Annotated in this window: 26 protein-coding genes and 1 tRNA gene; 13 read left to right on the top strand and 14 right to left on the bottom strand. The window is 63.3% G+C overall.

Annotation, left to right across the window (positions count from 1 at the left end; all coding sequences use genetic code 11):
- The first annotated feature begins 8 nt into the window (after positions 1 to 8).
- From AWB65_RS00790 to AWB65_RS36600, 6 genes are all read left to right on the top strand, one after another.
- Positions 9 to 1,160: an ABC transporter substrate-binding protein gene (locus AWB65_RS00790; protein WP_087665331.1), complete on the top strand. Its 1,152-nt coding sequence runs from the start codon at positions 9 to 11 to the stop codon at positions 1,158 to 1,160.
- Positions 1,161 to 1,293: 133 nt separating this feature from the next.
- Positions 1,294 to 1,378 (top strand) — tRNA-Leu (locus AWB65_RS00795).
- 307 nt (positions 1,379 to 1,685) lie between these two features.
- Positions 1,686 to 3,179 (top strand): hypothetical protein, encoded by a 1,494-nt coding sequence (locus tag AWB65_RS00800; RefSeq protein ID WP_087665332.1) that lies wholly within the window; start codon positions 1,686 to 1,688, stop codon positions 3,177 to 3,179.
- 244 nt (positions 3,180 to 3,423) lie between these two features.
- A complete protein-coding gene (locus AWB65_RS00805; RefSeq protein ID WP_087665333.1) occupies positions 3,424 to 4,515 on the top strand; it encodes a TIGR03118 family protein in 1,092 nt (363 codons plus the stop codon).
- A gap of 137 nt (positions 4,516 to 4,652) precedes the next feature.
- Complete coding sequence (locus AWB65_RS00810; RefSeq protein ID WP_087665334.1) at positions 4,653 to 5,360, top strand: pseudouridine synthase; 708 nt, start codon at positions 4,653 to 4,655, stop codon at positions 5,358 to 5,360.
- Between the two features lie 177 nt (positions 5,361 to 5,537).
- Positions 5,538 to 5,714 carry a hypothetical protein gene (locus tag AWB65_RS36600; protein ID WP_200821642.1) on the top strand — a complete coding sequence of 59 codons (177 nt, stop codon included), beginning with the start codon at positions 5,538 to 5,540 and terminating at the stop codon, positions 5,712 to 5,714.
- Here the strand turns inward: AWB65_RS36600 and AWB65_RS00815 are convergent.
- Positions 5,711 to 6,736 (bottom strand): NAD-dependent epimerase/dehydratase family protein, encoded by a 1,026-nt coding sequence (locus AWB65_RS00815; RefSeq protein ID WP_087665676.1) that lies wholly within the window; start codon positions 6,734 to 6,736, stop codon positions 5,711 to 5,713. The genes AWB65_RS36600 and AWB65_RS00815 overlap by 4 nt on opposite strands.
- A 72-nt stretch (positions 6,737 to 6,808) precedes the next feature.
- Between AWB65_RS00815 and AWB65_RS00820 the strand changes: the two genes are divergently transcribed.
- The 3 genes from AWB65_RS00820 to AWB65_RS00830 all read left to right on the top strand — a co-directional run bounded on the left by AWB65_RS00820 (position 6,809) and on the right by AWB65_RS00830 (position 9,736).
- Positions 6,809 to 7,840, top strand: a complete 1,032-nt coding sequence (locus AWB65_RS00820; RefSeq protein WP_087665335.1) for a CDP-6-deoxy-delta-3,4-glucoseen reductase — start codon at positions 6,809 to 6,811, stop codon at positions 7,838 to 7,840.
- 265 nt (positions 7,841 to 8,105) lie between these two features.
- Positions 8,106 to 9,290, top strand: a complete 1,185-nt coding sequence (locus AWB65_RS00825) for an acetylornithine transaminase (protein ID WP_087655274.1) — start codon at positions 8,106 to 8,108, stop codon at positions 9,288 to 9,290.
- A complete protein-coding gene (locus tag AWB65_RS00830; protein ID WP_087665336.1) occupies positions 9,287 to 9,736 on the top strand; it encodes a GNAT family acetyltransferase in 450 nt (149 codons plus the stop codon). Before AWB65_RS00825 ends, AWB65_RS00830 begins: the two co-directional genes overlap by 4 nt.
- A 58-nt stretch (positions 9,737 to 9,794) precedes the next feature.
- On the opposite strand, the gene AWB65_RS00835 is transcribed toward AWB65_RS00830, so the two are convergent.
- The 7 genes from AWB65_RS00835 to AWB65_RS00865 form a co-directional block, all read right to left on the bottom strand.
- Positions 9,795 to 10,517, bottom strand: a complete 723-nt coding sequence (locus tag AWB65_RS00835) for an ABC transporter ATP-binding protein (RefSeq protein ID WP_181505497.1) — start codon at positions 10,515 to 10,517, stop codon at positions 9,795 to 9,797.
- Complete coding sequence (locus tag AWB65_RS00840; protein ID WP_087655276.1) at positions 10,517 to 11,293, bottom strand: ABC transporter ATP-binding protein; 777 nt, start codon at positions 11,291 to 11,293, stop codon at positions 10,517 to 10,519. Before AWB65_RS00840 ends, AWB65_RS00835 begins: the two co-directional genes overlap by 1 nt.
- A 16-nt stretch (positions 11,294 to 11,309) precedes the next feature.
- A complete protein-coding gene (locus AWB65_RS00845) occupies positions 11,310 to 12,479 on the bottom strand; it encodes an ABC transporter permease subunit (RefSeq protein ID WP_087665337.1) in 1,170 nt (389 codons plus the stop codon).
- 16 nt (positions 12,480 to 12,495) lie between these two features.
- Complete coding sequence (locus tag AWB65_RS00850) at positions 12,496 to 13,446, bottom strand: branched-chain amino acid ABC transporter permease (RefSeq protein ID WP_087665338.1); 951 nt, start codon at positions 13,444 to 13,446, stop codon at positions 12,496 to 12,498.
- 225 nt (positions 13,447 to 13,671) lie between these two features.
- Positions 13,672 to 14,898 (bottom strand): branched-chain amino acid ABC transporter substrate-binding protein, encoded by a 1,227-nt coding sequence (locus AWB65_RS00855; RefSeq protein WP_087665339.1) that lies wholly within the window; start codon positions 14,896 to 14,898, stop codon positions 13,672 to 13,674.
- 420 nt (positions 14,899 to 15,318) lie between these two features.
- Positions 15,319 to 16,275, bottom strand: a complete 957-nt coding sequence (gene ispH, locus AWB65_RS00860; protein ID WP_087665340.1) for a 4-hydroxy-3-methylbut-2-enyl diphosphate reductase — start codon at positions 16,273 to 16,275, stop codon at positions 15,319 to 15,321.
- Positions 16,276 to 16,277: 2 nt separating this feature from the next.
- Positions 16,278 to 16,733: an FKBP-type peptidyl-prolyl cis-trans isomerase gene (locus tag AWB65_RS00865; RefSeq protein WP_062635140.1), complete on the bottom strand. Its 456-nt coding sequence runs from the start codon at positions 16,731 to 16,733 to the stop codon at positions 16,278 to 16,280.
- Between the two features lie 201 nt (positions 16,734 to 16,934).
- On the opposite strand from AWB65_RS00865, the gene radC reads away from it, so the two are divergent.
- From radC to nadB, 4 genes are all read left to right on the top strand, one after another.
- The gene (radC, locus tag AWB65_RS00870; RefSeq protein ID WP_087665341.1) at positions 16,935 to 17,657 is read left to right on the top strand and encodes a RadC family protein; all 723 of its coding nucleotides are present in this window, start codon (positions 16,935 to 16,937) and stop codon (positions 17,655 to 17,657) included.
- 223 nt (positions 17,658 to 17,880) lie between these two features.
- The gene (gene rpmB / locus AWB65_RS00875) at positions 17,881 to 18,114 is read left to right on the top strand and encodes a 50S ribosomal protein L28 (RefSeq protein WP_087647953.1); all 234 of its coding nucleotides are present in this window, start codon (positions 17,881 to 17,883) and stop codon (positions 18,112 to 18,114) included.
- A gap of 11 nt (positions 18,115 to 18,125) precedes the next feature.
- Positions 18,126 to 18,293 carry a 50S ribosomal protein L33 gene (gene rpmG / locus AWB65_RS00880; RefSeq protein ID WP_006478046.1) on the top strand — a complete coding sequence of 56 codons (168 nt, stop codon included), beginning with the start codon at positions 18,126 to 18,128 and terminating at the stop codon, positions 18,291 to 18,293.
- Between the two features lie 204 nt (positions 18,294 to 18,497).
- On the top strand, positions 18,498 to 20,096 hold the full coding sequence (gene nadB / locus AWB65_RS00885) for an L-aspartate oxidase (RefSeq protein WP_087665342.1): 1,599 nt from the start codon (positions 18,498 to 18,500) through the stop codon (positions 20,094 to 20,096).
- Here nadB and nadC read toward each other — a convergent pair.
- The 6 genes from nadC to purN all read right to left on the bottom strand — a co-directional run bounded on the left by nadC (position 20,093) and on the right by purN (position 26,985).
- A complete protein-coding gene (gene nadC / locus AWB65_RS00890) occupies positions 20,093 to 20,986 on the bottom strand; it encodes a carboxylating nicotinate-nucleotide diphosphorylase (protein ID WP_087665343.1) in 894 nt (297 codons plus the stop codon). The genes nadB and nadC overlap by 4 nt on opposite strands.
- Positions 20,983 to 22,113, bottom strand: a complete 1,131-nt coding sequence (nadA, locus tag AWB65_RS00895; protein ID WP_087665344.1) for a quinolinate synthase NadA — start codon at positions 22,111 to 22,113, stop codon at positions 20,983 to 20,985. Before nadA ends, nadC begins: the two co-directional genes overlap by 4 nt.
- A 114-nt stretch (positions 22,114 to 22,227) precedes the next feature.
- Positions 22,228 to 23,424, bottom strand: coding sequence for a DesA family fatty acid desaturase (locus AWB65_RS00900; RefSeq protein WP_087665345.1), 1,197 nt, complete (start codon positions 23,422 to 23,424; stop codon positions 22,228 to 22,230).
- Between the two features lie 209 nt (positions 23,425 to 23,633).
- Positions 23,634 to 24,998 carry a mechanosensitive ion channel family protein gene (locus AWB65_RS00905; protein WP_087665346.1) on the bottom strand — a complete coding sequence of 455 codons (1,365 nt, stop codon included), beginning with the start codon at positions 24,996 to 24,998 and terminating at the stop codon, positions 23,634 to 23,636.
- A 17-nt stretch (positions 24,999 to 25,015) separates the two neighbouring features.
- The gene (locus tag AWB65_RS00910; RefSeq protein ID WP_087665347.1) at positions 25,016 to 26,338 is read right to left on the bottom strand and encodes an RsmB/NOP family class I SAM-dependent RNA methyltransferase; all 1,323 of its coding nucleotides are present in this window, start codon (positions 26,336 to 26,338) and stop codon (positions 25,016 to 25,018) included.
- Positions 26,335 to 26,985, bottom strand: a complete 651-nt coding sequence (gene purN, locus AWB65_RS00915) for a phosphoribosylglycinamide formyltransferase (RefSeq protein WP_087665348.1) — start codon at positions 26,983 to 26,985, stop codon at positions 26,335 to 26,337. Before purN ends, AWB65_RS00910 begins: the two co-directional genes overlap by 4 nt.
- Positions 26,986 to 26,992 lie beyond the last annotated feature (7 nt).

Genomic DNA, 26,992 nt, shown 5'->3' on the forward strand with positions numbered 1-26,992 from the left:
ACCCGCCAATGAAGTTGCTTCACCGATTCGCCGTTTTGAGTGCTTTGGCCATTGCCAGCGCGGCGGCACAGGCCCAGTTGAAGGTCGGCATCGATCTGTCGAGCACGGGGCCGGCCGCCGCCATCGGCATCACGAGCAAGAACGCGATGCTGATGTGGCCGAAAACCATCGCCGGACTCGACGCCGAATATCTGATCCTCGACGATGGCTCCGACCCCGGCGCCGCCGTGCGCAACATCCGCAAGCTGATCACCGAGGACAAGGCAGACGTGATCGTTGGGCCGAACATCACGCCGGCCGCGCTGGCGGCGCTCGATCCGGTCGCCGAATACGAGACGCCGATGATCACGCTGATCGGCTCGGCGTCGGTCGTGGAGCCGCAGGAAGGCAAGAAGGTGTGGGCGTTCAAGATGGCGCAGACCGACCGCGCGATGGCCGACGTCATGACGCGCTACATGGCGAATCACGGCGTAAAGACGGTGGGTTTCATCGGTTTCGCCGATAGCTACGGCGATAGCTGGTTCAACGAGTTCTCGAAATTCGCCGACTTGCGGCATATCAGGATAGTCGCGGCGGAACGCTTCAACCGGACCGATGCGAGCGTCACCGGCCAGATTCTCAAACTGATGGCCGCGAAGCCGGACGCGGTGCTGATCGCCGGCGCCGGAACGCCGACGGTGCTGCCGCAGCGTACGCTCGTCGAGCGCGGGTACAAGGGCGCGATCTACCAGACGCACGGCATCGCGACGCCGGAATTCATCAAGCTGGGCAGCAAGGACGTCGAAGGGACGCTGTTCCCGACGCAGCCGGTAGTCGTCGCGCGGACGCTGCCCGCCGATCATCCTTCAAAGAAGGCGGCGCTTGCGTTCGTGAATGCGTACGAGGGGAAGTACGGGCCGGGCTCGGTTACGCAGTTCGCAGGCGATGCGGCGGGCGTCTACCCGCGTCTCACCGACGCTGTCACGCGTGCGCTCAAGGCCGGTCAGCCGGGGACAAAGGCGTTTCGCGTCGCGCTGCGCTCGGAGCTGGAGCACGCGCACGAGCTGGTCGTACCGAACGGCGTGGTCAACACGAGCGCGACCGATCACGTCGGACTGGATCAGCGCGCGAGTGTGATGGGCGTGATCAGGAACGGGCAGTTCACGTATCTGAGCCAGTAAGCGCGGTGCATCGCGGGACCGCGGCGCCCTTGCCTCCGTCCCGAATTTCCGACATAATCGCTGACTTGCCGACTGTCGTGCCTTTGAACGGAGCGCCGGTCTCGCAAGTCTTCGAAGGTCAGTAAGTGCGGTTGCCCAGGTGGTGAAATTGGTAGACGCAGGGGACTCAAAATCCCCCGCCGCAAGGCGTGCCGGTTCGATTCCGGCCCTGGGCACCAACTCTCTCGCGTCGCTTCAGACGCTCGCTGTAAAAATCCCCTCTCGCTTTTAGCTTTTCCCTCATACGAATCCACGCATTCCGGCGCTGGTCTTAAGAATGTTTCGCTGCCAGAATCGTTGCACTCGCCGCTGCGAATGCGATCGCTGACATCGCACAGCGAAACAACGACAATGGGCCGCGCAACGAGCCTTTGTTGACTTTTTTGCTGCTCCACACGCCGATTGTTCGGCTTACTGAGTTATTCTGCGGCGAGAATCGTTGCGCCCGGACGCCGTTCGTCCGGGCCGGACTCCACCGGGTACGGCATGATTCGTTCCAAATACTCTCTGCAGCTCGATTCCGTGATCTGCGCGCGATGCGGCGCAACGTCGAGAAGCGAGGACGATACCTGCCCCTTCTGCGGCGCTGATCGCGAAGGCGCGATCTTCACGTCCGATCGTCAGACACTCATCGAGGAACTGCCGCGCGCTGGCTGGCTCGTGACGATGGTGCGCAAGAACAGCCTCGTGTATCCGAGCCTGCGTGAGCAGGAGCAAGGCGCGCCCGAGCCGGTTGTCGAGCGGCGGCGCGTACCTGTGCGCACGATTGCGATGGGCGGCATCGTCGTGGTGGGGCTGGGCCTCGGGTTGATGCTGCATTCCAATGTGCGCACGCCGGCGCGACCGCCTGCGTTGACCGCGGCGCAGAGTGCGGGCGGATCGATTGCGCCGGCGGGGCAAGCGCCTGGCGCAGTCGCTGACGGGCGCGGGACGCCGCCGGGTGCTCTGATTGGCTCGCTGCCTGCGGCGAAATCGGCTGGCGCGGCGGCGTCGGGTCAAGTGGCGGCGAGCGAGGCGAACACGCAGGCGTCCCGTAGTGCGGTGGTTCAGGCACAACCGTCGACGAGTGTCGCGATGAATTCGCCGTCGGTCGTCGCTAAAGCTGCGACGTCGAGCGCGGCTTCCGCGCGCACCGCATCTGCTGCACCGACAAACCCGGCCGCTCCGGCGCGCACAGCCTCGGCGGACATCGCGCGGCAGTCCGCCCCATCAGCGAGCCTCAGCGCGCCCGCTCACACCACTTCCGCGGAAACCGCGCAGCAGCTTGCCACCCCGGCCGACTCTACCGCTTCAGCGCGCACTGCGCCTGCAGACGCGGTGCAGCAGTCCGGCACCCCGGCAAGCCCCACCGCTCCGACTCGCACCGCTTCCGCAGACGGCGTGCAGCAGCCCGCTCCCACGGCAAGCCTGACCGCCCCGGCGCGCACAGCCTCGGCGGACGTCGTTCAGCAGCCCGCGCTCGAGGCAAACCCCGCCGCCCCACCACGAACCGCCACCAGCACCCAGCGCCCCGCCGTCCCGACCCGCACGGCCTCCGACATCCGCCGCTCGCTCGCGTCCCGCGATCTCGCGGGTGCCCGCCGGCAACTTCAGACCGTCCCCGCGAGCCAGCAAGACAGCGCGGAAATCCAGCGCCTGGCCGATCGTCTGACGCGTCTCGAAGCCCAGCGCGATGCCGCGATACAACGCGCGCGGAATTGCGCGGCGTCGAAGGCATCGACGTGTGTGGTCCGGAACGCGAATCGCGCGCTCTCCATCGACGCGCGTAGTCCGCAGGCGCTGGCGCTGCTGCGGCACGCGTCCTCGCAGCCGAAGACCGCTCCGTCCGCGCCGCCGCCAAAAACGTACGTTGCGGCGGGTTCGCCGCCGAAGGCCATCGAGCGCCCACAAACCGACGATACTCAGCACAAGCAGTCCAAGTTCACCTTGTTCGGCTGGGGCGTCCCGACGGTATCGAAAGGTCGCGGCGAGGCTCATTGAGCGCGCCGCCGCGCGTCCGCGCGAGGACGCCAGTACCGAAGTTTCAGCAGTTCATGAATGTGCGCGGCCGCTGACCAGCGGAAAGGATTGCACGACCAAACGACGTGAAACGACCTGCGATCCCGCCGACTTCCACCGCGACATTCCACCTTTCAACCACCTTCCCACCGGAATAACCCCCCACGCGCAAACGTTTAGAGATGACGTAACCACTGCGGGCGCGGATGCGCCGGAGGTCGTCATCATGAAATCAGGAGCGCTGCGCGGAATTACCTTGGCCGTCGTGTTGACCGCACTAGCGGCACTGAGCCTCGCCTCGTGCGGCGGCTCGGACCATCCGATGGCCACGCAATTCAAATCGACAATCCTCGTCTCCGACGGCGCCGTCGCCGCGCCGCACACCGACGCGAATCTAAAAAATGCCTGGGGCGTCGCGTTCAACCCGAAGGGCTTCGTGTGGGTCGCCAACAACGCCACGCAGACGGCCACGCTCTACGACGGCAACGGCGTCGTGCAGTCGCTGGTGGTGAGCATTCCGGCGACGGCATCCGGCCCCGCCAGTCCGACCGGCATCGTCTTCAACGGCAGCACAACGGATTTCATCGCCTCGAAAGGAGGCAAATCGGGCGCTGCGGCGTTCATCTTCGCGGGCGAAGGCGGCTCGATCACGGCATGGTCGCCGAGCGTCGACCTGACCCACGCGATCACCGTCTCCGATTCCAGCGCGTCCGGCGCCGTCTACAAAGGTCTCGCGATCGGCAGCGCGAACGGCGCCGCCCGCCTCTACGCGACCGACTTCCACAACCGCCGCATCGACGTTTTCGACAACGCGTTCAACAAGATCGCGCTCCCGAACGCCTTCCAGGACCCGCAGATCCCGGCGAACTTCGCGCCGTTCGGCATCCAGGCGATCGGCCCGAAGCTCTATGTGACCTACGCGCAACAGGACAGCGACGCCCATGACGACGTCGCGGGCCCCGGCCTCGGTTTCGTCGACGTCTTCGATACGAGCGGCAACCTGCTGATGCGCCTCGAACATGCGATGCAGCTCAACGCGCCGTGGGGCGTCTCGCAGGCGCCGGGCAACTTCGGCACGCTTTCCAACGATATCCTCGTCGGCAATTTCGGCGACGGCACGATCAACGCGTTCGATCCGTCGAGCGGCCAGTTCGTCGGCACGCTGCAGAATTCGAGCGGCGCGGCATTCGTGCAGCCCGGCCTGTGGGGCATCGCGTTCGGCAACGATCTCAATGCGCAGCCGTCGAACACGCTGTTCTTCGCCGCTGGTCCGAACGACGAAAAGGACGGCGTGTACGGGCGCATCGACATGCAGTGACGCCGCTTTGCCTGGGCGCGCGGTCCGAGTAGCCGGAGCGCATCGCCGTGTGGCACGCCGCCCGCATGGCCGGGCGGCGCGTTTCTTCGCCGGATCGACGCATTGTTAAAATGCGCGCCTCACTTCCGGCGATTCCGATGGATCTCGAACGCATTCTCTTTTCTCAAGGTTTCGGGTCGCGCCGCCAGTGCCGCGCGATCATCGCCGACGGCCGCGTGCGGATCGGCGGCGAAATCCTGACCGATCCCGCCACCGACTTCCCCACACTTTCACCGCTCGATTTCGAAGTCGATGGGGAGCGCTGGCGGTATCGCGAGAAGGCATATCTCGCGCTGAACAAGCCTGCGGGCTACGAGTGCTCGCGCGATCCGCAGCATCATTTAAGTGTGTTTCACCTGCTGCCGCCGCAATTGACGACGCGCGGCGTGCAGTGCGTCGGCCGGCTCGATCAGGACACGACCGGCCTTCTGCTCCTGTCCGATGACGGCGCGTTCGTCCATGCGTTCACGTCGCCGAAAAGGAAGGTGCCGAAGGTCTATCTCGCGACGACGCGTCATCCGATCGACGACGCGCAGCTCGCCGCCCTGCGCGACGGCGTGTTGCTGCACGGCGAATCGAAACCGAGCGCGGCGCTCGCGGCGCATCAGCGCGACGAGCGTCTGCTGGAACTGACCGTGCTCGAAGGCAAATACCACCAGGTGAAGCGAATGGTCGCGGCGGCGGGCAATCGGGTGGAGAAGCTGCATCGCGCGCGCATCGGCGGATTCGAGCTGCCTGCGACGCTCGCCGAAGGCCAATGGTGCTGGCTTGACGAGGCGGAACTCGCGGCCCTGCGGCGGGAATAAGTGTTGCTTTTGGTGCGTAACCAGACGGTTCTCGCCATTAACGAATAGAACGATCATGCAAATCGGTGAAAGCACCTACCGCCGGGCGTTGCAGCGCAGCATGCCTTATTGAAAGGTCACACTTATACTCGAATCACGGGTACTGAAAACGAACTATCAAAAAAGCTGGAGGGCATCATGGTCTCCCATTTGACCGTCGCGCTCGTGGCGTTCGTCGCGCTGAGTGCGGTATTGATCGGGGCGTTGGCTTTCACGATGCACAGGCGTCACAAGTACGAGCCGAATCTCATCGGCGCGCTGATTGGCGCTTTGCTGTGCTTCGTGCTGCTCGAAACGATTCCGGCGCTGATCTAGCGGCGCAGGAAATCGTCGACGGTGGAATAGCGCAAGTCGTAACCGAGTTCGCGCTTGAGCCGCGTATTGGTGAGGCGCCGCGATTCGCGCATGAACGACAGCGTAATCGGTTCGAGAACCCGTTGGGCTTCTTCCCGCGTGATGCGAGGCACGCGCGGCATGCCTTTCGCGTCGGCGACGCGGTCGAAGTAATCTCCCATGGGCAGATCGGTATCGTCCGATGCGTTGAGCGCGCGTTGCGGTTTCGCGCGCGCGAGTGAGCGCACGAGGATGGCGGCGAGATCGTCGGCGTGGATGTGGTTCGTAAAGACGTCTTCGTCGGCGACGAGCGCTGGCATGCCCCTTTCGATGCGCGCAATCGGCAGGCGATTGCCCGCGTAGATGCCCGGAATCCGCACGATCGATATACGCCAGCCACCGCGCACGGCCGCGCGCCGCAGTTGCGATTCGGCCGAAACCCGCCGCTTCGCGCGCGCGTTCCCGGGACGCACGGGCCGCGTCTCGTCGATAAGCGCACCGCCGCAGTCCCCGTAGACGCCCGTCGTGCTCGCGTAGACGAGGCGGATACGCGTGGTCGGGAAAGGTGCGTCGGGTACAATGGACGGAGTTTTGCGGACCTTTCGCGGCTCTTTCGCATTCGCGCGAAACCAGGCTCGCCATGCACGAAACGGCGCTGTTGCACTCGCCGTGCCGCGCGCGACGCTGCGCCTCCGCGTGGACAATGCAGCGATCAGCGCCTGCGTGCGGCGGTCGATGTTGCCGTCCTTTTGCGGCGGCGCGAGGTGCAGCACGGTCGTCGATATCCCGGCGAGGCGCGCGAGGCTGGCGCGGTCGTCGAGATCGCCGCAGATCGGCGTCGTGCCCGCCGCGCGCAGTTCGGCGACCCGTTCGCGATGGCTTGTGAGCGCGATGACGCGGGGCGCCGCGGCGCGCGTCTTGAAGAGCGGCACGGCGCGCAGCCCGACATCGCCGCAGCCGACGATCAACACGCGCGCGCGGCGCAGGATTCGAGTGGCAATCATGTCGTGCATTGTAGCCGCGGCATGCCGCCTGTCATGAAGCAGGATTGAACACCCTCCAACTCATAACGATCTATGGCTTTCAACGTAACGCTCCGGCAAAGCGGCCGGCAGTTTCAAGTGGAACCCGACGAAGCGGTGCTCATCGCCGCCCTCCGCCAGGGCATCGGCCTGCCGTACGGCTGCAAGAACGGCGCGTGTGGTTCGTGCAAGGGCACCATCGTGAGCGGCGAGGTCGAACAGGCGCCGCACTCGTCGTCGGCGTTGTCGAACGATGAAAAGACGCGCGGCATGGCGCTTTTCTGCTGCGCGACCGCGCAAACCGACCTCGAAATCGACGTGCGCGAAGTCGCGGGCGTCGGCGACGTGCAGGTGAAGAAGCTGCCCTGCCGCGTCAACGCGCTCGAACGCAAGGCCGCCGACGTCGTCGAGCTCAAATTGCAGTTGCCCGCCAACGAGCGGCTGCAATACCTCGCCGGCCAGTACATCGAGTTCATCCTGAAGGACGGCAAGCGCCGCAGCTATTCGATGGCAAGCCCGCCGCATCACGAAGGCCCGCTCGAACTGCACATCCGTCACATGCCCGGCGGCACGTTCACCGATCACGTCTTCGGCGCGATGAAAGAGCGCGACATTCTTCGCTTCGAAGGCCCGCTCGGCACGTTCTTCCTGCGCGACGACTCCGAGAAGCCGATCGTGCTGCTCGCGTCCGGCACGGGCTTCGCGCCGATCAAGGCGATCATCGAACACGCGGTGTTCAATAACCTGAACCGCCCGATGACGCTCTACTGGGGTGGCCGTCGCAAGCAGGACTTGTACATGATGGATCTCGCCGAGCAATGGGCGAAGGACGTGCCGAACTTCAAGTTCGTGCCGGTCCTCTCCGAACCCGACGCCACCGATGGCTGGACCGGCCGCACGGGCTTCGTTCATCGGGCTGTCATCGAAGATCTGCCAGACTTGAGCGCGTACCAGGTGTACGCGTGCGGCGCGCCGGTGATGGTGGAATCGGCGCAACGCGACTTTACGAGTCATCACCGGCTACCGGAAGACGAGTTCTACGCGGATTCGTTCACTAGCGCCGCCGATCTCGCGCATCCGGTCTGATCACCTTAACGCGCGGACAGAAAATCCGCGCGTTAAGGTTTACACGCTCAAACGTCGTATCGTATCCTTCGCGAATGATCGAAATCCAGACCAGCCTCCGACGTCGCCGCTCGCCGCTTCCCTAGGGATGCCGCTGGCTCGTCACGGATTCGCGCTCATGTTCTGTTCGATGCGCACGAAATGAAGCCACGGGACCCCGTGGCTTTTGTTTTTTCCGACGCCGCTTTTTTCAACCATCGTTGTCGCTCTCGTGGAGCCCGCTGTCATGAATTTCAATGAGTACCCCGTCGAATCGCTGATGTTCATCACGAACCGCCCTGAAATCGTGTTCACGCACGGCAAAGGCTCATGGCTCTACGACAACACCGGCAAGCGCTATCTGGACTTCATCCAGGGCTGGGCCGTGAACTCGCTCGGCCACTGCAACGACGGCATGATCGAGGCGATGGACAGGCAGGCGCGCACGCTCATCAACCCGTCGCCGGCGTTCTACAACGCGCCGATGGCGCAGCTAGCCGGTTTGCTCACGCAGCACAGTGTCTTCGACAAGGTGTTCTTCGCGAACAGCGGCGCCGAAGCGAACGAAGGCGCGATCAAGCTCTCGCGCAAGTGGGGCAAGAAGTTCAAGGGCGGCGCGTACGAGATCATCACGTTCGATCACAGCTTCCACGGCCGCACGCTCGCGACCATGTCGGCGAGCGGCAAGGCCGGCTGGGACACGATCTACGCGCCGCAGGTGCCGGGCTTCCCGAAGGCCGAGTTGAACGACATCGCGTCGGTCGAGCGGCTGATCACGGATAAGACCGTTGGCGTAATGCTCGAGCCGATCCAGGGCGAAGGCGGTGTGATTCCCGCGACGCGCGAATTCATGCAGCAACTGCGCGCGCTGACGAAAAAGCACAACCTGCTCTTGATTGTCGATGAAGTGCAAAGCGGTTGTGGCCGCGCGGGCACGCTGTTCGCGTACGAACTGTCGGGCGTCGAGCCGGACATCATGACGCTCGGCAAGGGCATCGGCGGCGGCGTGCCGCTGGCGGCGCTGCTGGCGAAGGCCGAAATCGCGTGCTTCGAGCCGGGCGATCAGGGCGGCACCTACAACGGCAATCCGCTGATGACGGCGGTAGGCTATTCGGTGATCTCGCAAATGACGGCGCCCGGTTTTCTCGAAGGCGTGCGCGAGCGCGGCGAGTATCTGAAGTCGCACCTGCTTCAGCTTTCGGAAGAACGCGGCTTCAAGGGCGAGCGCGGCGAGGGCCTCTTGCGCGCGCTGCTGCTCGATTCGGACAACGGCGCGCAGATCGTCGAGAAAGCGCGTCTGATGGGGCCCGACGGCCTGCTGCTGAACGCGGCGCGTCCGAACCTCCTGCGCTTCATGCCCGCGCTGAATGTGACGAAGGACGAAATCGACCAGATGATGGCGATGCTGCGCACCGTGCTGGATTCGCTGTGAGAATCCGCGTTTTCGACGCACGCGACGCCGATGCGGTGATCGCGCTCTGGCGACGCGTGTTCCCCGAATACGCCGATCCCGCGAAGCCGCAGCGCGATCCGCGCGTGTCGATCGCGAACAAGCTCGCGACGCAACCGGAGCTGTTTTTCGTGGGCGTTGTCGATGGGCGCGTGATCGGCACGATCATGGCGGGCTACGACGGACATCGCGGATGGCTGTATTCGCTGGCCGTCGATGAAACCGCGCGCGGTAACGGCTACGGGCGCGCGCTGGTCCAGCATGCGGAAAGCGAGCTGGCGAAGCGCGGCTGTCCGAAGGTGAATCTGCAGATTCTCGCCAGCAAAGCCGACGTGCAGGCGTTCTACGCCAAACTCGGCTATCACGCCGATGAAGTCGTGAGCTTCGGCAAGCGGCTTCAGTCGGCGCCGGCGTCGGCGTCGGCGTAAAAAAACCGCATGCGTTTCGAGCGCATGCGGTTCTTCGTTCGATGCAGCCTGTCGCGAATCACTCGCCCAGGTAAGCCGCCCGCACCTTCGGATCGTCGAGCATCGTCTTCGCGTCGCCCGTCATCGTGACGAGACCCGAATCCATCACATAGCCGCGATTCGCCGCCTGCAACGCGAGCCGCGCGTTCTGCTCCACGAGCAACACCGTCAGCCCTTCGCTCGAAATCTCGCGCACCACTTCGAAGATCTTTTCGACCATGATCGGCGAGAGACCCATCGACGGCTCATCGAGCAGCAGCAGTTTCGGACGCGACAACAGCGCCCGCGCCATCGCCAGCATCTGCTGTTCGCCGCCCGAAAGCGTCCCCGCATACTGCGACGCGCGTTCCTTCAGCCGCGGAAAGAAGCCGAACATGCGGTCGGTGTCTTTCTGGATCTGATCGGCATCGTTGCGCAGGTACGCGCCCATCTGCATGTTTTCCAGAATCGACATCCGCGCGAAGATGCCGCGCCCTTCCGGCACCATCGCGAGACCGCGCTTGAGCAGCTCATGCGTCGGCACGCCCTTGATCGACTGGCCCATGTATTCGATGTCACCCGCCGAATACGGCTTGAGTCCCGTAATGGCCTTCATCGTCGTGGTCTTGCCCGCGCCGTTCGCGCCGATCAGCGTGACGAGTTCGCCCTGCCCGACCTCCAGATCGACACCCTTGACCGCCTGAATCCCGCCGTAATTGACCTGCAGGCCCTTGATTTTCAACATCGCGTTAGTCGTCGCCATCAGTGGACCCCTGCTCCCAGATATGCCTCGATCACCTTCGGGTCCTTCTGCACGTCCTGCGGCAGACCCTCGGCGATCACCTTGCCGTAATCGAGCACCGTCATCCGGTTGCACAATCCCATCACCAGTTTCACGTCGTGTTCGATCAGCAGAATCGTCTTGCCGTCGGCGCGGATCTTGTCGAGCAGGCGCGTGAGTTCCACTTTTTCCGTCGCGTTCATGCCGGCGGCGGGTTCATCGAGTGCGAGCAGCTTCGGATCGGTCGCCAATGCACGCGCGATTTCCAGACGCCGCTGGTGCCCGTACGACAGATTGCGCGACGTGTAATCCGCGTATTGCAGCACGCCCACGTATTCGAGCAGCTCAAGCGCGCGTTCCTTGATCTCGCGCTCTTCACGCCGTTCGGCCGGCGTCTGGAACACCGCGCCGATCAGGCCGTGTTTCGTGCGCACGTGGCGCCCGACCATCACGTTTTCCAGCGCCGTCATGCCGCCGAAGAGACGAATGTTCTGGAACGTGCGCGCAATGCCCGCCTGCGCCACCTGATAGACGGCAGTCGGCGTGTACGCCACGCCGTCGAGCTTGAAGACGCCCGAATCCGGCGTGTAGAGGCCCGTGATCACGTTGAAGAACGTCGTCTTGCCGGCGCCGTTCGGGCCGATCAGGCCGTAAATCTCGCCCGCCTTGATTTCGAGACGCACGTCGGAAAGCGCCTGCAAGCCGCCGAAGCGCTTGTTGACGCCCTGCACGGACAATCGAGTTTGTTGTTCGCTCATGTCTGGTTCCCCCGCTTTAAGCGCGCACCGGCTTCTTGCCAGCGCGCTTCGCGATCTTCGCGATCTTGTCTTCGTGTTTTGCGGCGGGCCACAGGCCTTCCGAGCGATACAGCATGATCAGCACCATCGCCAGGCCGTACAGCAACTGACGGATGACTTCCGTATCGACGATCTGATGACCAAAGATGGCGTTTTGCAGCGGGCCCATCGTCGAGCGCAGGAATTCGGGGAACACGGCAAGCAACACCGCGCCGAGAATCACGCCGGGGATGTGGCCCATGCCGCCGAGCACCACGCAGGCCAGCACGACGATCGATTCCCAGAACGTGAACGATTCCGGCGACACGAAGCCCTGGAACGCGCCGAACATCGCGCCCGACAAGCCGCCGAACGACGCGCCCATCGCGAACGCGAGCAGCTTGACGTTACGGGTGTTGATGCCCATCGCCTTGGCGGCGATTTCGTCTTCGCGGATCGCGGCCCATGCGCGGCCGATACGCGAGTGCTGCAGGCGCGTACAGACCCAGATCACGAACAGCGCGCACAGCACGAACAGGTAGTAATACATGTACACGGACGGGAACTTCAGTCCGAAGAACTCGTGCGTCTGCGAGAGGTTGAAGCCGGCGACGGTCACCGGATCGATGCCGGTAATGCCCTTCGGACCGTTCGTGATGTTGATCGGACGATCGAGGTTGTTCATGAAGATCCGGACGATTTCCCCGAAACCCAAGGTCACGATCGCGAGGTAGTCGCCGCGCAGACGCAGCGTCGGTGCGCCGAGCAGCACGCCGAAGGTCGCCGCGAGCGCCATCGCGCAGGGCACGATCAGGAGGAACGGGACGTGCAATCCGCCGGGCGCGAGGTGCGCGATCCATTCGAACTGATTGGTCAACTGCGGCGACGACAGCAACGCCGCCACATAAGCGCCGACCGCGTAGAACGCGATATAGCCCAGGTCCAGCAGGCCGGCGAAGCCGACCACCACGTTTAGCCCCAGCGCCAGCATCACGTAGAGCATCGCGAAGTCGAGCACGCGGACCCAGTAATTGCCGCCGGCCGCGCCGATCACCATCGGCGCCATGATCACGAGCGCGGCGACCAGAATCGTGATCGCGTAGCTTTTCGCGCCTTTTTTCTCGGGGATGAGCGTCGTCGACGGCTCAATCGGTTGAATCGATGTCATTTTTTTACGCTCCCTGTTATGCGCGGTCAGCCACACGTTCGCCGAGCAAGCCGGACGGACGGAACACAAGCACGATGATCAGCACGACAAACGCGAACACGTCCTGGTAGTTACTGCCGAAGACGCCGCCCGTCAGGTTGCCGATGTAACCCGCGCCCAACTGTTCGATGAGGCCGAGCAGCACGCCGCCGACCATTGCGCCGCCCAAGTTGCCGATCCCGCCCAGCACCGCCGCCGTGAATGCCTTCAAACCAGGGATAAAGCCCATGTAGAAGTGCGCGTTGCCGTATTCGGAGGCGATCATGACGCCGGCGAGTGCCGCGAGCGCCGAGCCGATCATGAAGGTCGCGGAAATCACGAAGTTCGGGTTCACGCCCATCAGCGAAGCGACGCCGGGGTTTTCAGCGATCGCGCGCATCGCGCGGCCGAGGCGCGTCTTGTGCACGAGCAGCAGGAGCCCGCCCATCACGAGGAACGCCACGACGATGATCACGATTTCGGTCATCGAGATCACGGCGCCCGGACGATCGGCGGTTGCGGTGATCACGTTGATCGGATCGGTCGGGAGGAGCTGCGGGAACGGCAGCGGATTGCGGCCCCAGATCATCATCGCGAGCGTCTGGAGGAGAATCGACACGCCGATCGCGGTGATCAGCGGGGCGAGACGCGGTGCCTTGCGGAGCGGCCGGTAAGCCACGCGTTCGATCGTGTAGCCGACGAGCGCGCAGACCACGGCAGCAACCGCCAGCGCGATGACCAGCATGATCGGCCCGGGCAAGCCGGGAAAGTGATTCGTCATGACGCCGATGGCGGACAGCGCCACCATTGCGCCGACCATCAGCACGTCGCCGTGCGCGAAGTTGATGATGCCCAGAATGCCGTACACCATCGTATAACCCAGTGCGATGATGGCGTAGACGCTGCCAAGCACCAGACCGTTCAAGATCTGCTGGATGAAAATATCCATTTAAAGCTCCTTAGCCCGTGCGACCAGATACCGCTTTATCACCGGCCGATAAACCGGTGTGAAGCGAAATCGAGAACGGCACCGCGCGTACGTGTGAAAAAACCGGTAAGGGTCAATCGTCCCGACCCGCGCCCGCTGCCGGATCTGGCTGCGGACACCTGTCGGACGGATACGGAAACGGCGCCACCGGGTAGCTGGCGCCGTCAGGCTGCAAACGCCCTGCCATCACTGCTTCACGACATCCAGGACGTTTTTCTTGCCATCCTTGAAGTCATAAAGCGTGATCGTGCCTCCCTTCAAATCGCCTTTGTCGTCGAATGCGATATGTCCCGTCAGACCGTTAAAATCGGTCGACGCGATCGCAGCGAGCACCTTGGGCGCGTCGATGGAATTGGCGCGTTTCATTGCGTCGACGATCACGTACATTGCGTCATACGTGAACGGCGCGTAAATCTGCACCGGCGTGTGAAAGCGGGCTTCGTATTTCTGGGAGAAGTCCGCTCCCTTGTCCATCTTCGAAAGCGCGAGACCCGCTTCCGAACAGACGAGGTTTTGCACGGCATCACCCGCGAGCGCCGCGACCTTGTCGGTGCACACCCCGTCACCGGCAAGAATCTTTGCCTTGATGCCAGCCGCCGCCGCTTCCTTGATGAAGGGGCCGCCGGTCACATCCATCCCGCCGTACATCACGACGTCGGGCTGGGATCGTTTTATTTTTGTCAGGATCGCCTTGTAGTCGCGCGTCTTTTCGCTGGTCGCCTCGCGCGAGAGCACCTTGATGCCGCTCGTTTGCGCCGTCTTCGAAAATTCGTCAGCCAGGCCGCGGCCGTAGGCGGAGGTATCGTCGACGATCACGACTTTCTTCGCGTGCAGCGTCTTCGCGGCGTAGTCGGCGAGCACCGGCCCCTGCAGCGCATCCGTTGCGACGACGCGGAACGTCGTCTTGAAACCCTGCTTCGTGTACTGCGGGTTGGTGGTCGAGGGCGAGATCTGCGCCACGTTGGCGTCGCTGTAGATCTTCGCTGCCGGGATCGACACACCCGAATTCATATGACCGATGACGGCGACCACCTTGTCGTCGATCAGGCGCTGCGCGGCTTCCGTGCCGGTGCGCGGATCGGCGGCGTCGTCCTGGGCGTCGAGTACGAGCTTGATCGGATGCCCGTCGATCGTGAGGCCCTGCGCGCTGATTTCCTCGAGCGCGAGGCGGGCGCCGTTCTCGTTGTCCTTGCCGAGATGCGCCTGCAAGCCGGTCAGCGGCGCGACATGGCCGATCTTCACGACCGTCGCCGCTTCGCTCGCCGGCGGTGGCGGTGCAGCGGCGGCGGGCGCCGACGCGGAACTCGCGGCCGATGCCCCTGTGCTCGCCTCGCCATCGCTTTTCTTGCTGCATGCGGTGCTCATCGCAACCGCAGCCGCGATGGTCACGGCGTAAGCAAACTTGACTCGCATTAAGTAGGTCTCCTGCGCCTTGGAAAGCTGATGTTTCAGGCCCTTCCGGCCTGGAACGCGCGCATTGTAACGCTAATTATGAGACGGGCAATATTGTTATGTGACAGGGGTTTTCCTGCATTGCAACCGTTATTTTTGACCGATTTTCGCGCTCAGGCGCAACCAGGTTGCGATCTAGGTTTGTGCAGCAGTTGCACCAAAAATGTAAGTGTCTCGCCGGCCCAGGTTTGTAAGGTTCGCGTCGGTCGTGATTGGTAAGGGAAATCCCTGCATTGCCGTCGCTGCAAAGCGCGCACCATTTGAGTGCGATTATTTTTTGGATTTAAAGTTCTTTCAAACAAAGTACGTTATTTTTGACGCATACAAGATACTGGATGTGCGCAAAAAAGCGCCCCGAAGGACGCTTCTAATTTCACCGTATCACTGCGGCAGAGCCAATCCGCGTGGCAAGGGAAACGAAATCGTCTCCTCGATGCCGTCGAGCGGCCGCACATTGCGCACGCCGAGTTCACGCAGCCGCGCGATGACCGCCTGCGCCAGCACCTCGGGCGCCGACGCACCCGCCGTCACGCCGATCCGCTTCTTGCCTTCGACCCACTTCGGGTCGATCTGCGTCGGCGAATCGACCATATAGGCGGGGATGCCGCGCTTCTCGGCCACTTCGCGCAGACGGCTCGAATTCGAACTGTTCGGGCTGCCGACCACGATCACCACGTCGCACTGCGGTGCGAGAAACTTCACCGCGTCCTGGCGATTCTGCGTCGCGTAGCAGATGTCCTGCTTCTTCGGCTCTTTCACGAGCGGGTATTTCGTCTTGAGCGCATCGATGATGGCCGATGCGTCGTCCACCGACAGCGTCGTCTGCGTCACGTACGCGATGCGCTCGGGGTTCGGCAACGCGAGCGCCATGACGTCGTCGATATCCTCGACGAGGTGCATGCCTTCGCCCGCCTGCCCCATCGTGCCTTCGACTTCCGGATGCCCCTTGTGCCCGATCATCACGATGTCGAAGCCTTCCTGGCGCATCTTCGCGACTTCCATGTGAACCTTGGTCACGAGCGGACAGGTGGCGTCGAACACGCGCAGGCCGCGCGTTTCGGCCTCGCCGCGCACCGCCTTCGAGACGCCGTGCGCGCTGAAGATCAGCGTGCTGCCGGCCGGAACGTCGGCGAGATCCTCGATGAAAATCGCGCCCTTCTTGCGCAGGTCCTCGACGACATAGGCGTTGTGCACGATTTCGTGACGCACGTAGATGGGCGCGCCGAACAGTTTGATGGCGCGCTCGACGATCTCGATCGCGCGATCGACGCCCGCGCAGAAGCCGCGCGGCTGCGCGAGCAGTATTTCGACATCGGTGAGGGTGTCAGCAAGGCTCATGGCTACAGAATTCCGATGATTTTCACTTCGAACGCCAGCGCCTGGCCGGCGAGCGGGTGGTTGAAGTCGAACAGCGCCGACGTTTCGCCGACTTCCTTCAGCACGCCCGCATAGCGGCCGCCGCCGGGCGCGTTGAATTCGACGAGATCGCCCGGAGAAAAATCCTCACCGATCATGCTGTTTTCGCGCAGCGTCGCGAGCGACACGCGCTGGATCAGCTCCGGATTACGGGGACCGAACGCCTGCTCGGGCGTTAGCTGAAAGGTCGAATGGTGGCCGACCTTGAGCCCGAGCAGAATCTCTTCGAGCGGCGGCGCCAGTTGACCGGCGCCCAGCAGGAGCGTTGCGGGCTTGTCGGTGAAGGTATTGACGATGTCAGCACCATCGGCAAGTGCGAGCCGGTAATGAAGTGTGACGTGCGAACCGGGTTTCACCTCGGAGATATCGATGATGCTCATGTGTATTGGACGTAGCCGGTCAGTCGGAGACAGGACGCGCGCGGAAGACGCCGCGAAGACCGGGCGAAGCAGCGCGCCAAACCTCTATTGTAAAACACAGTTGCAAGGGGACGCCGCGCGTCGGTTCGTCGCGAGTATGCGCCCGTACTATATAGAGAGCGGGGGGTGGGTCGCCGGCGGGGCGCGACAACGGGGGCAGGCATGAACGCAAATCTCCGGCTGGTCGCGGGTGGTGGCCCGGCGCGCGTATTGCCTATCCGCGATTGGGCGGAGAGCGAGCGGCCGCGTGAACGGTTGCTCGAAACGGGCGCCACTTCTCTTTCCGATGCCGAATTGTTCGCGCTCTTCCTGCAGTCGGGCATCCCCGGCTGGACTGCGGTCGATCTCGCGCGCGAACTGCTGGCGCATTTCGGCAGCCTGCGCAGCGTCCTTGACGCGTCCGCCAAGCAGTTGTGCGCGCTGCGCGGCATTGGACCGGCGCGGGCGGCGCAGTTGCTCGCGGTGTCTGAACTGTGCCGGCGGGCACTCGCCGAAAAAGCACGCGACCGCGCTTTGCTTGATACACCAGGCGCCGTCGAGGATTATTTGAAGTTGCTGATAGGCACGCGGCCCTATGAGGTGTTCGTCAGCCTCTATCTCGACGCGAGGCATAAGTTGCTGCACGTTGAGGAATCGGCGCGCGGTTCGATCACACGCGTCGCGGTGTATCCGCGGGAGATCGTGCGACGGGCGCTGTCGCTGAATGCGGTGGGGCTGGTCGTCGCGCATAATCATCCGTCGGGTGGGGTCGCGCCGAGCGCCAGTGACCGGTATCTCACGCGCACGCTGCAAGACGCGCTCACGCTGATCGATGTGCGGCTGCTCGACCATATGGTAGTGGCATCGAACGAAATCTTCTCCTTCGCCCGGAACGGTTGGCTCTGAACCGTGCACGCGCGGTTTCTGTCTCATATCCCGCTTCGCTACAATGGGAACGAAACCAAAAAGGCTTGATATTGCAGACTTTTTGCTGCTAGAATCGCGGTTTGCTTCTTTCAACCAACCTGTTCCGAGCGCGGAATGTTAGTGTGGTTCTCAGCGGTTAAGTCTCAAACCGGGGTCCACAAGGCGTTCGAACTCAGAATTTCAGCGTATTAGGAGTGCTCTCATGGCACGCGTATGCCAAGTAACTGGGAAGGCGCCGATGAGCGGCAACAACGTTTCCCACGCGAACAACCGCACCAAGCGTCGTTTCCTGCCGAACCTGCAGAACCGTCGTTTCTTCGTTGAAAGCGAAAACCGCTGGGTCCGTCTGCGCGTGTCGAACGCCGGTCTGCGCCTGATCGACAAAAACGGTATCGACTCCGTGCTCGCAGACCTGCGCGCACGCGGCGAAGTCTAAGGAGCACGGAAATGGCCAAGGGCGCACGCGACAAGATCAAGCTGGAATCGACCGCAGGTACGGGTCACTTCTATACCACGACAAAGAACAAGCGCAACATGCCGGAAAAGATGGCGATCAAGAAGTTCGATCCCGTCGTCCGCAAGCACGTCGAGTATAAAGAAACCAAGATCAAGTAATCTGGTTTCAGAGCCTGACAAGACAACAAAAAGCCCCGCATTCGCGGGGCTTTTTGTTTTTGCGCGCCGGATGAGCACTCGGCCGACTGTCGGTCTTCGTCATTGCCCGGTATCCTTGCTGGCTATATCTTCGGCGCGTGTCACACGATCGACATATTCGGCGCTCGAAGACGGCACATGGACTATCGACGGAGAAGCGGCAGCATGAATTTCGACGTAGCAATCGTAGGCAGCGGCCTGGCGGGCCTGAGCGTGGCACTGAATCTCGCGCGCACGCGCCGCGTCGCGATCATCGCGAAGCGCACCGTCAGCGACGGCGCGAGCGACTGGGCGCAAGGCGGCATCGCGGCCGTGCTCGATTCCGCCGACAGCATCGACAACCACGTCGACGACACGCTCGTCGCCGGCGGCGGACTCTGCGACGAAGCGGCCACGCGATTCATCGTCGAGAACGGGCGCACGGCGATCGAGTGGCTGATCGAGGAAGGCGTGCCGTTTACGAAGGACGTGTCCGCCGAACTCGGCTTTCACCTGACGCGCGAAGGCGGTCACAGCCATCGCCGGATCATCCACGCGGCCGACGCCACCGGACACGCCGTCGTGAGCACGCTCAACGAACGCGTGCGCAATCATCCGAACATCACCGTGCTGGAAGATCACTACGCGATCGACCTGATTACGTCCGAGCGGCTCGGCCTGCCCGGGCATCGCTGTCACGGCCTTTACGCGCTCGATCTCGCGAACGGCCGCACGGTGACGATCGAAGCGCCGCACACCGTGCTCGCCACGGGCGGCGCGGGCAAGGTCTACCTCTACACGACAAATCCCGACACCGCGACCGGCGACGGCATCGCGATGGCGTGGCGCGCTGGCTGCCGCGTGTCGAACATGGAGTTCATCCAGTTTCACCCGACCTGCCTCTTTCACCCGTACGCCAAATCTTTCCTGATCTCCGAGGCGGTGCGTGGCGAAGGCGGCATCCTGCGTCTGCCCGACGGTACGCGCTTCATGCCTGCCCACGACGAGCGGGCCGAACTGGCGCCGCGCGATATCGTCGCGAGGGCGATCGACTTCGAGATCAAGAAACGCGGCATCGATTGCGTCTATCTCGATATCAGCCATCAGCCGCGCGCGTTTCTCGAAGAGCACTTCCCGACGATCCTCGCGCGTTGCCGCGAGTTTGGCATCGATATCGCGAAGCAGCCGATTCCGGTCGTGCCGGCGGCGCACTATACGTGCGGCGGCATCGTGACGGATCTCGCGGGGCGGACGGACCGCGTCGGTCTGTATGCGGTCGGCGAGACGTCGTGCACCGGGCTGCACGGCGCGAACCGGCTGGCGAGCAATTCGCTGCTCGAATGTCTGGTGGTCGGCCGGGCGGCGGCGCACGCGATCGAAGCGCAGGGTTTTTCGGCGGCCGGCCACGCGCCCTTGCCCGATTGGGACGAAAGCCGCGTCTCCGATCCGGACGAAGAAGTCGTCGTCGCGCACAACTGGGACGAACTGCGGCGGCTGATGTGGAATTACGTCGGCATCGTGCGGACTGACAAGCGCCTCGCCCGCGCGCAACACCGGATCGCGATGCTGCGCGAGGAGATCCACGAGTACTACGCGAATTTCAAGGTGAGCCGCGATCTGCTGGAACTGCGCAATCTGGTCGACGTGGCGTCGCTGATCGTGGAAAGCGCGTGTTCGCGGCGCGAAAGCCGCGGGCTGCACTTTAGCCGCGACTGGCCCGACACGCTGCCGAAGGCGCTCGCGACGGTGCTCACGCCGCCGGTATCCCGGCGGCGCAAGGTTTAGATCAGGCGCATCGAGTAGTCGGTGGCGCGCACGTCTTTCGTGAGCGCACCGATCGAGATCCGGTCGACGCCCGTTTCCGCGATCGTCCGGACCGTCTCGAAATTGACGCCGCCGGACACTTCCAGCACCGCCCTTCCGCCCGTGATCTTCACGGCGGCGCGCATCGCGTCGAAATCGAAATTGTCGAGCAGGATCGATTCCGCACGATGCGCGAGCGCCGACTCCAGTTGCTCAAGCGTTTCCACTTCGATCTGAATCGGCACGCCCGCGTTCAGCGCGAGCGCCGCGTCCATCGCCGCGCCGACGCCGCCCGCCGCCGCGATGTGGTTTTCCTTGATCAGGATGCCATCGTAGAGCGCGAGCCGCTGGTTTGCCCCACCGCCCACGCGCACCGCGTACTTCTGCGCGAGCCGCAGCCCCGGCAGCGTCTTGCGCGTATCGAGAATGCGCGCTCGCGTGCCTTCGATTGCATCGACGAAGCGGCGCGTCGCGGTCGCGACGCCCGAGAGCAATTGCAGGAAGTTCAGGCCGTTGCGCTCGGCCGTCAAGAGTGCGCGCGCCGGGCCGCGCAGCAGCACGACGGGCGAGTTTGCCGCCATCCGGTCGCCTTCGCGATACTGCCACTGCACGTCGATCGATGGATCGACGCGTCGCATCACCTCGTTGAACCACGGCACGCCGCACAGCACCGCTTCGTCGCGCACCGTGATGCGCGCCGTGCGATCGGCGTCGGCGGGAACGAGGCGGCCGGTCTGGTCGCCGCTACCGATGTCTTCGGCGAGCGCGTCCGCGACATTGCGGGCCAGCGCCGCATCGAAAGCGTCGCCGTATTGCGCACGGATCTCCGCGAAGAGCGGCGACACGAAATCGTTCGAAGCCACACCCATCATGCCGCTCCCACGTTCGAGAACAGCGCGCCGTCCTTCGCCAGATCACCGCTCGCCTGCACGCGCTTCTTGTGACGCGCGGCGAAATCGAGCATCCGGTCGATCGGCAGCCGCGCGCGCGCGCTGATCGCCGGGTCGACGAAAATCTCGTTGTGGCCGCGCTCCAGCACTTCGGCCAGATTCTCCAGGCCGTTCATCGCCATCCACGGACAATGCGCGCAGCTCTTGCAGCTCGCGCTGTTGCCGGCAGTCGGCGCTTCGATGAACGTCTTGCCCGGCGCCGCGAGCCGCATCTTGTGCAAAATCCCGAGGTCGGTCGCGACGATGAAACGCTGCGCGTCGAGACGCACGGCGGCGTCGATCAACTGCGTCGTCGAACCGACCACGTCCGCGAGCGCCACCACCGCTTCCGGCGATTCCGGATGAACGAGGATCTTCGCGTCCGGATACTCGGCGCGCAGCAGGTCGAGTTCGATGCCCTTGAATTCGTCGTGGACGAGACACGAGCCCTGCCACAGCAGCATGTCGGCGCCAGTTTTCTTCTGAATATAGCCGCCCAGATGCCGATCGGGCGCCCACAAGATTTTTTCGCCGCGCGCATGGAGATCGGCAACGATCTCGAGCCCGATCGATGACGTCACCATCCAGTCCGCGCGCGCCTTCACGGCCGCACTGGTGTTCGCGTACACGACTACCGTGCGATCGGGATGCGCGTCGCAAAACGCGGAGAATTCGTCGGCGGGACAGCCGAGGTCGAGCGAACAGGTGGCGTCGAGATCCGGCATCAGCACGCGCTTTTCGGGGCTGAGGATTTTCGCGGTCTCGCCCATGAAACGCACGCCCGCGACGACCAGCGTCCGCGCTTCGTGATCGCGCCCGAAGCGCGCCATTTCCAACGAATCGGCCACGCAGCCGCCGGTTTCGTCGGCGAGTTCCTGCAATTCGGCATCGACATAATAGTGCGCGACGAGCACCGCCTTCTCGCGTTTGAGCAAATCGCGAATCCGCGCCTTCAGTTCGCGCTTGCGCTCCGCCGATGGCGCATCCGGCACTCGTGCCCACGCTTCGCCCACTCCGCACGTCAAGCCATGCGGCCGATCGTATTCGACGCTCTTGATGCTCGCTTCCATGCTGTCCTCTGTCTCCTGCCGTTCCCGCAGCAAATCCGCCGCCCAAAAACAAAAACCCCGCCAGAGCGGGGTCTTGTGACGTCATCAAATTTTAACGGATATCTATCCGCTCGGTCAGGCGTAGCGACGCAGGCGCAACGCGAATTCCTGCAGCGACTTGATGCCGCTCTGCTCCGCGCGGTGACACCAATCCTGCAATTGCGCGAGCAGTTGTTCGCGCGATGCGTTGGAACGGTCCCACATCGCCGACAGATCCTTGCGCAGTTCGATATAGGTGCGCAACTTCTGGTTGTCGGAGAAGATTTGCGGCAACTGCTGGCGCTGCGGCTCGTTCAAACCGTCTTCGTCCTTGTGAAACCACTTGCGCGCGCCGTGCATCAGTTGGTACTTCTCACGCGCACCGGCTTCCTTCAGCTTCGACAGTTCCTGGCGATACGCCAGCTTCACCGCCTTCGCGTACCGCGCCATCACTTCGTAGCGGTTCGCGAGCACGGCCTGAAGCGTGTCTTCGTCGAGCACCGGCTTGCTGGCCGAGAGACGCGGCATCGGTGCGAGTTTCTTCACCTTCGCCAGCTTGAACGCCGACATGATGCGGATGTACATCCAGCCGATATCGAACTCGTACCACTTGTTCGACAGCTTCGCCGACGTCGCGAACGTGTGATGATTGTTGTGCAGTTCTTCACCGCCGATGATGATGCCGAGCGGGAAGATGTTCGTGCTTGCATCCGACGAATTGAAATTGCGATAACCCCACCAGTGCGCGAGACCGTTCACGACACCTGCGGCCCAGAACGGAATCCAGATCATCTGCACGGCCCACACCGACAGCCCGACGATGCCGAACAGCGCGACGTCGATGACCATCATGATGCTGATGCCGAGGATCGGATAACGCGTGTAGATGTTGCGTTCGATCCAGTCGTTCGGCGTGCCGTGGCTGAACTTGCGCATCGTTTCTTCGTTCTTCGCTTCCGAACGATAGAGTTCCGCGCCTTCGAGCAGCACCTTCCAGATGCCGCGCGTCTGCGGGCTATGCGGGTCTTCTTCGGTTTCGCACTTCGCGTGGTGCTTGCGATGGATCGCGGCCCACTGGCCGGTCAGCATGCCCGTGGTCATCCACAACCAGAAGCGGAAGAAGTGACTGGCGATCGGATGCAGCTCCAGGGCGCGGTGCGCCTGGCAGCGATGCAGATAGACCGTGACACCAATGATCGTGATGTGGGTCATCACGAGTGTGAACAGCAAGATCTGCCACCAGGAAAAGTCGAGCAATCCGTTGGCGAGAAATTCAAGCGAGGAGTTCAGCAAGGCAATTTCCTGTTGAGGCGGAAAAAATGGCCGGTCGAAAAGTACACTCGACCCGTGTTGGGCGCATGAAAGGTATGCGCACGAGTTCGATTGCATTCTACTTCAAGCGTTCCAAGTCTTTGTGCCAAAGGGAGAATTTTTTGATACGGGGCAAATATAAGAAGATCTGACGCCTTCAGATTCGCGGGTTATCCGTAAGGTTGGACAGATTATTGAGATTGGTCCGGCGATTGCCGATTCGATGTGTCGGACGGCGCTGACGATGCGGGCGGAATTACCGAATTCGTCGCTCCGTCGATAATTCTTATCTCGCGTTGCGCGAACGGAATTTCAATGCCGTACTCGCAAAATAGCCGCCAGATGTTCCGGTTTACCTGCGACTTGACACCGCCCGTACCTTTCGCTGCATCCTCGATCCAGAAGCTCAATTCCAGATTGACGCCGTCGGCGCCGAAACTGGCGAGCAGCGCGGCGGGCGCCGGGTCCTGCAGTACGCGTTCAACGCCTTTCGTGGCCTCGGCAAGCTGCGTGAGCGCGCGTTCCAGATCGGAGCGATAACTCACCTGCACAGCGAGCTTCGCGTTGCCGCGCGTCAGGTACGACGAATGGTTCTGCACAACATCGGTGATGAGTTTTTCGTTCGGAATCAGCGTCTCGATGCCGTCGAGCCCGCGCACCACGGTATAGCGCGTGCGGATCTGCGTGACCGTGCCCTGAAAATTCGCGACGTTGATCATGTCCCCGAGACGCAGCGAGCGGTCGAGCAGAATGATGAAACCCGACACGTAGTTGCTCGCGATCTTCTGCAAACCGAAGCCGAGCCCCACACCCAGCGCGCCACCGAACACGCCGAGCACGGTGACGTCGATACCGACGATCGACAGGCTGATCAAAATCGCCGCCAGGATCATCAGCGCCCGGCCGAGGCGCGCGAGCACGATCTTGACATTGGCGTCGAGCGAGCGCGAGCGCATCAGGCGATCTTCGAGCGACGCACCCGCCCACATCGCCACGATCAGCGTAATGCACACCCACAGCACGCCCGTCGCGAGCGACAGCAACGTCAAATGCGCGTTCGCGACGCTGAAACGCACGCTCGCCATCCAGTTCACGACGTCCTGCTGGATGCCCATCACCGTCAGGAGCATCGCGACCCAGACGAGCGTCGTCACCACTTTTTCGAACAGGAAGAGGAGCGCGTGCGCCTCGCCGCCGCGGCTGAACACGCGGCGCGCGACGTAGAACATCGTGTAGATGACGGTGATGCCAAGGAGCGGCACGAGCGCGAGTTGCAAGAGCGCGGTGTGCATGAACCGCGACATCACAAACTGCGCGATCGACACGAACACCGTGCCGAGCAACGGAAAAAGCGCCTTGTTGAGACTTTCGGCGCCGAAACGCAGCGCTTCGAAGCGCGACTGGCGGCGCTCTTCGAGCCGCCGTCGCAGGACGCGTGCAAGCCACCACGCGACGGCAAGCAGGCCGAGCAGCACGAGCGCCTGCCAGATCACCGCAGGCTCGCCAAAATCACGGACAAGCCCGCCGAGCATGTGGGAAAAGTAGCGATCCTGCATGCCGGCGGCGCCCCCGTTCACTCCGTCGACGTCGACGTGTCTTCTTCAGGCGCTTCGGGCTCAGGCGACGCCTTCGCTGCCCCAGGCACGCGTTCGAGCACAGCGGCGAAGAAGCCGTCGGTACCGTGCTTGTGGGGCCAGAGCGTCAAATAATCGCCGGTATCGAGATCAATGCGCTGTTCGGCCAGCACCTCGCGCGCCGGGACGAGCTTGAAATTTGGATGCGTCGCGAGGAACTGCGTCACGACGCCCTCGTTTTCCGCTTCCAGCATCGAGCAGGTCGCGTACACGAGTCGCCCGCCGACCTTCACCAGCCGCGCAGCGCTCGAAAGAATCGCGAGCTGCTTCGGCGTCAGTTCCGCCACCGAATCCGGTGACTGGCGCCACTTCAGGTCCGGATTACGGCGCAGCGTGCCAAGGCCGGAGCACGGCGCATCGACGAGCACGCGGTCGATCTTGCCCGCGAGCCGCTTGATCTTGGCGTCGTGTTCGCTGTCGATCAACACCGGATTCACGTTCGACAAGCCGCTCCGAGCCAGACGCGGCTTGAGTTTCGCGAGACGCCGGTCGGAGACGTCGAACGCGTAGAGACGGCCCGTGGAGCGCATCATCGCGCCGAGCGCAAGCGTCTTGCCGCCCGCGCCCGCGCAAAAATCGACGATCATCTCGCCGCGCTTGGGCGCCATCAGCGAGCACAAAAGCTGGCTGCCTTCGTCCTGCACTTCGATCCAGCCGTCCTGGAACGCGGGCAGCTTCGCAAGCGCCGGTTTCCCGTCGACCCGCACGCCGTAAGGCGCGAACGGCATTTCACCCGCTTCGATGCCGGCTTCGGCCAGCGCCTTGATGACCGCGTCGCGCGTCGCCTTGATCGGATTCGCGCGCAAATCGAGCGGCGCCGGGTAGTTCAGCGCGGCGGCGAGCTTCGCGAGTTCCTCGGCGTCGAAGCGCTTGGCCATCGCGTCGTAGATCCACTGCGGCAGGTTCGTGCGCACGCGTACCGGCAGGCTCGCTGGATCGATCTTCGAAACCTGCGAGAGCCACTGGTATTCGTCGGCGGAAACGAACGGCTTCACCGCCGACAATCCCGCCGTCTGCATCAGCCCGAGCAGCGCGAGACGCCGCGCCTGATTGCCGCTGCCGCTCTCGGCGAGATGCGAAAACTCCATCTTCCGGCGCAGAACCGCGAATACCGCCTCCGCGATGACGCCTCGCTCGTTGTGTCCGAGCTTCGGATGCGCACGGAAAAAACGGCTGGTGGCAGCGTCGGCGGGGCCGGAAAAGCGCAGCACATCGGCGAGCAATGTTTCAGTTTGTCCAATCAGAAATCCGTGCAGCCTCATACGCCCTCCCCGGCAATGTCGGCAAAGAGCCATTGCGGCTCCGGTGGCGTGAGCACGACGCGCTCGCCGTCGATGGCGAGACGCCCTTCGACGAACCAGCGCACCGCGCGTGGGTAAATGATGTGTTCGACGGCCAGAACGCGCGTGGCGAGCGCGGCGGCATCGTCGCCGGCGATCACCGGCACCGCGCCTTGCGCTACGATCGGGCCGTGATCGAGCGTCGGTGTGACGAAATGCACGCTCGCGCCGTGGACGCGCACGCCGGCGTCGAGCGCCTGCTGATGCGTCTTCAGGCCCGGAAAGCACGGCAAAAGCGACGGATGCACGTTCAGCATGCGCCCGGTGTAATGGTGAACGAAATCATCGGTCAGCACGCGCATGAAGCCCGCGAGCACGACGAGATCGGGCGCGTGGGCGTCGATGGCGGCGGCGAGCGCGGCGTCGAATGCGGCGCGCTCGGCGAAATCACGATGATCGACCACGGCGGTCGCGATGCCGTTCGCCGCGGCAAAGCCGAGCCCGGCGGCATCCGGCCGGTTCGATACGACGGCGCGGACCTCGGCCGGCCAGCCTTCGCGCTTGCACGCGCGGACGACAGCCTCCATGTTGGAGCCGCGTCCGGAAATCAGAATGACGATTTTTTTCATCCGCGGA

The sequence above is a fragment of the Caballeronia humi genome, from assembly GCF_001544475.1.
Lineage (GTDB): Bacteria > Pseudomonadota > Gammaproteobacteria > Burkholderiales > Burkholderiaceae > Caballeronia > Caballeronia humi.

Bases quoted from the DNA above. Each gene is read 5' to 3' on its own strand.
- AWB65_RS00790 (WP_087665331.1), top strand. From the start codon at position 9: ATGAAGTTGCTTCACCGATTCGCCGTTTTGAGTGCTTTGGCCATTGCC.
- AWB65_RS00800 (WP_087665332.1), top strand. From the start codon at position 1,686: ATGATTCGTTCCAAATACTCTCTGCAGCTCGATTCCGTGATCTGCGCG.
- AWB65_RS00805 (WP_087665333.1), top strand. From the start codon at position 3,424: ATGAAATCAGGAGCGCTGCGCGGAATTACCTTGGCCGTCGTGTTGACC.
- AWB65_RS00810 (WP_087665334.1), top strand. From the start codon at position 4,653: ATGGATCTCGAACGCATTCTCTTTTCTCAAGGTTTCGGGTCGCGCCGC.
- AWB65_RS36600 (WP_200821642.1), top strand. From the start codon at position 5,538: ATGGTCTCCCATTTGACCGTCGCGCTCGTGGCGTTCGTCGCGCTGAGT.
- AWB65_RS00815 (WP_087665676.1), bottom strand. From the start codon at position 6,736: ATGATTGCCACTCGAATCCTGCGCCGCGCGCGCGTGTTGATCGTCGGC.
- AWB65_RS00820 (WP_087665335.1), top strand. From the start codon at position 6,809: ATGGCTTTCAACGTAACGCTCCGGCAAAGCGGCCGGCAGTTTCAAGTG.
- AWB65_RS00825 (WP_087655274.1), top strand. From the start codon at position 8,106: ATGAATTTCAATGAGTACCCCGTCGAATCGCTGATGTTCATCACGAAC.
- AWB65_RS00835 (WP_181505497.1), bottom strand. From the start codon at position 10,517: ATGGCGACGACTAACGCGATGTTGAAAATCAAGGGCCTGCAGGTCAAT.
- AWB65_RS00840 (WP_087655276.1), bottom strand. From the start codon at position 11,293: ATGAGCGAACAACAAACTCGATTGTCCGTGCAGGGCGTCAACAAGCGC.
- AWB65_RS00845 (WP_087665337.1), bottom strand. From the start codon at position 12,479: ATGACATCGATTCAACCGATTGAGCCGTCGACGACGCTCATCCCCGAG.
- AWB65_RS00850 (WP_087665338.1), bottom strand. From the start codon at position 13,446: ATGGATATTTTCATCCAGCAGATCTTGAACGGTCTGGTGCTTGGCAGC.
- AWB65_RS00855 (WP_087665339.1), bottom strand. From the start codon at position 14,898: ATGCGAGTCAAGTTTGCTTACGCCGTGACCATCGCGGCTGCGGTTGCG.
- ispH (WP_087665340.1), bottom strand. From the start codon at position 16,275: ATGAGCCTTGCTGACACCCTCACCGATGTCGAAATACTGCTCGCGCAG.
- AWB65_RS00865 (WP_062635140.1), bottom strand. From the start codon at position 16,733: ATGAGCATCATCGATATCTCCGAGGTGAAACCCGGTTCGCACGTCACA.
- radC (WP_087665341.1), top strand. From the start codon at position 16,935: ATGAACGCAAATCTCCGGCTGGTCGCGGGTGGTGGCCCGGCGCGCGTA.
- rpmB (WP_087647953.1), top strand. From the start codon at position 17,881: ATGGCACGCGTATGCCAAGTAACTGGGAAGGCGCCGATGAGCGGCAAC.
- rpmG (WP_006478046.1), top strand. From the start codon at position 18,126: ATGGCCAAGGGCGCACGCGACAAGATCAAGCTGGAATCGACCGCAGGT.
- nadB (WP_087665342.1), top strand. From the start codon at position 18,498: ATGAATTTCGACGTAGCAATCGTAGGCAGCGGCCTGGCGGGCCTGAGC.
- nadC (WP_087665343.1), bottom strand. From the start codon at position 20,986: ATGATGGGTGTGGCTTCGAACGATTTCGTGTCGCCGCTCTTCGCGGAG.
- nadA (WP_087665344.1), bottom strand. From the start codon at position 22,113: ATGGAAGCGAGCATCAAGAGCGTCGAATACGATCGGCCGCATGGCTTG.
- AWB65_RS00905 (WP_087665346.1), bottom strand. From the start codon at position 24,998: ATGCAGGATCGCTACTTTTCCCACATGCTCGGCGGGCTTGTCCGTGAT.
- AWB65_RS00910 (WP_087665347.1), bottom strand. From the start codon at position 26,338: ATGAGGCTGCACGGATTTCTGATTGGACAAACTGAAACATTGCTCGCC.
- purN (WP_087665348.1), bottom strand. From the start codon at position 26,985: ATGAAAAAAATCGTCATTCTGATTTCCGGACGCGGCTCCAACATGGAG.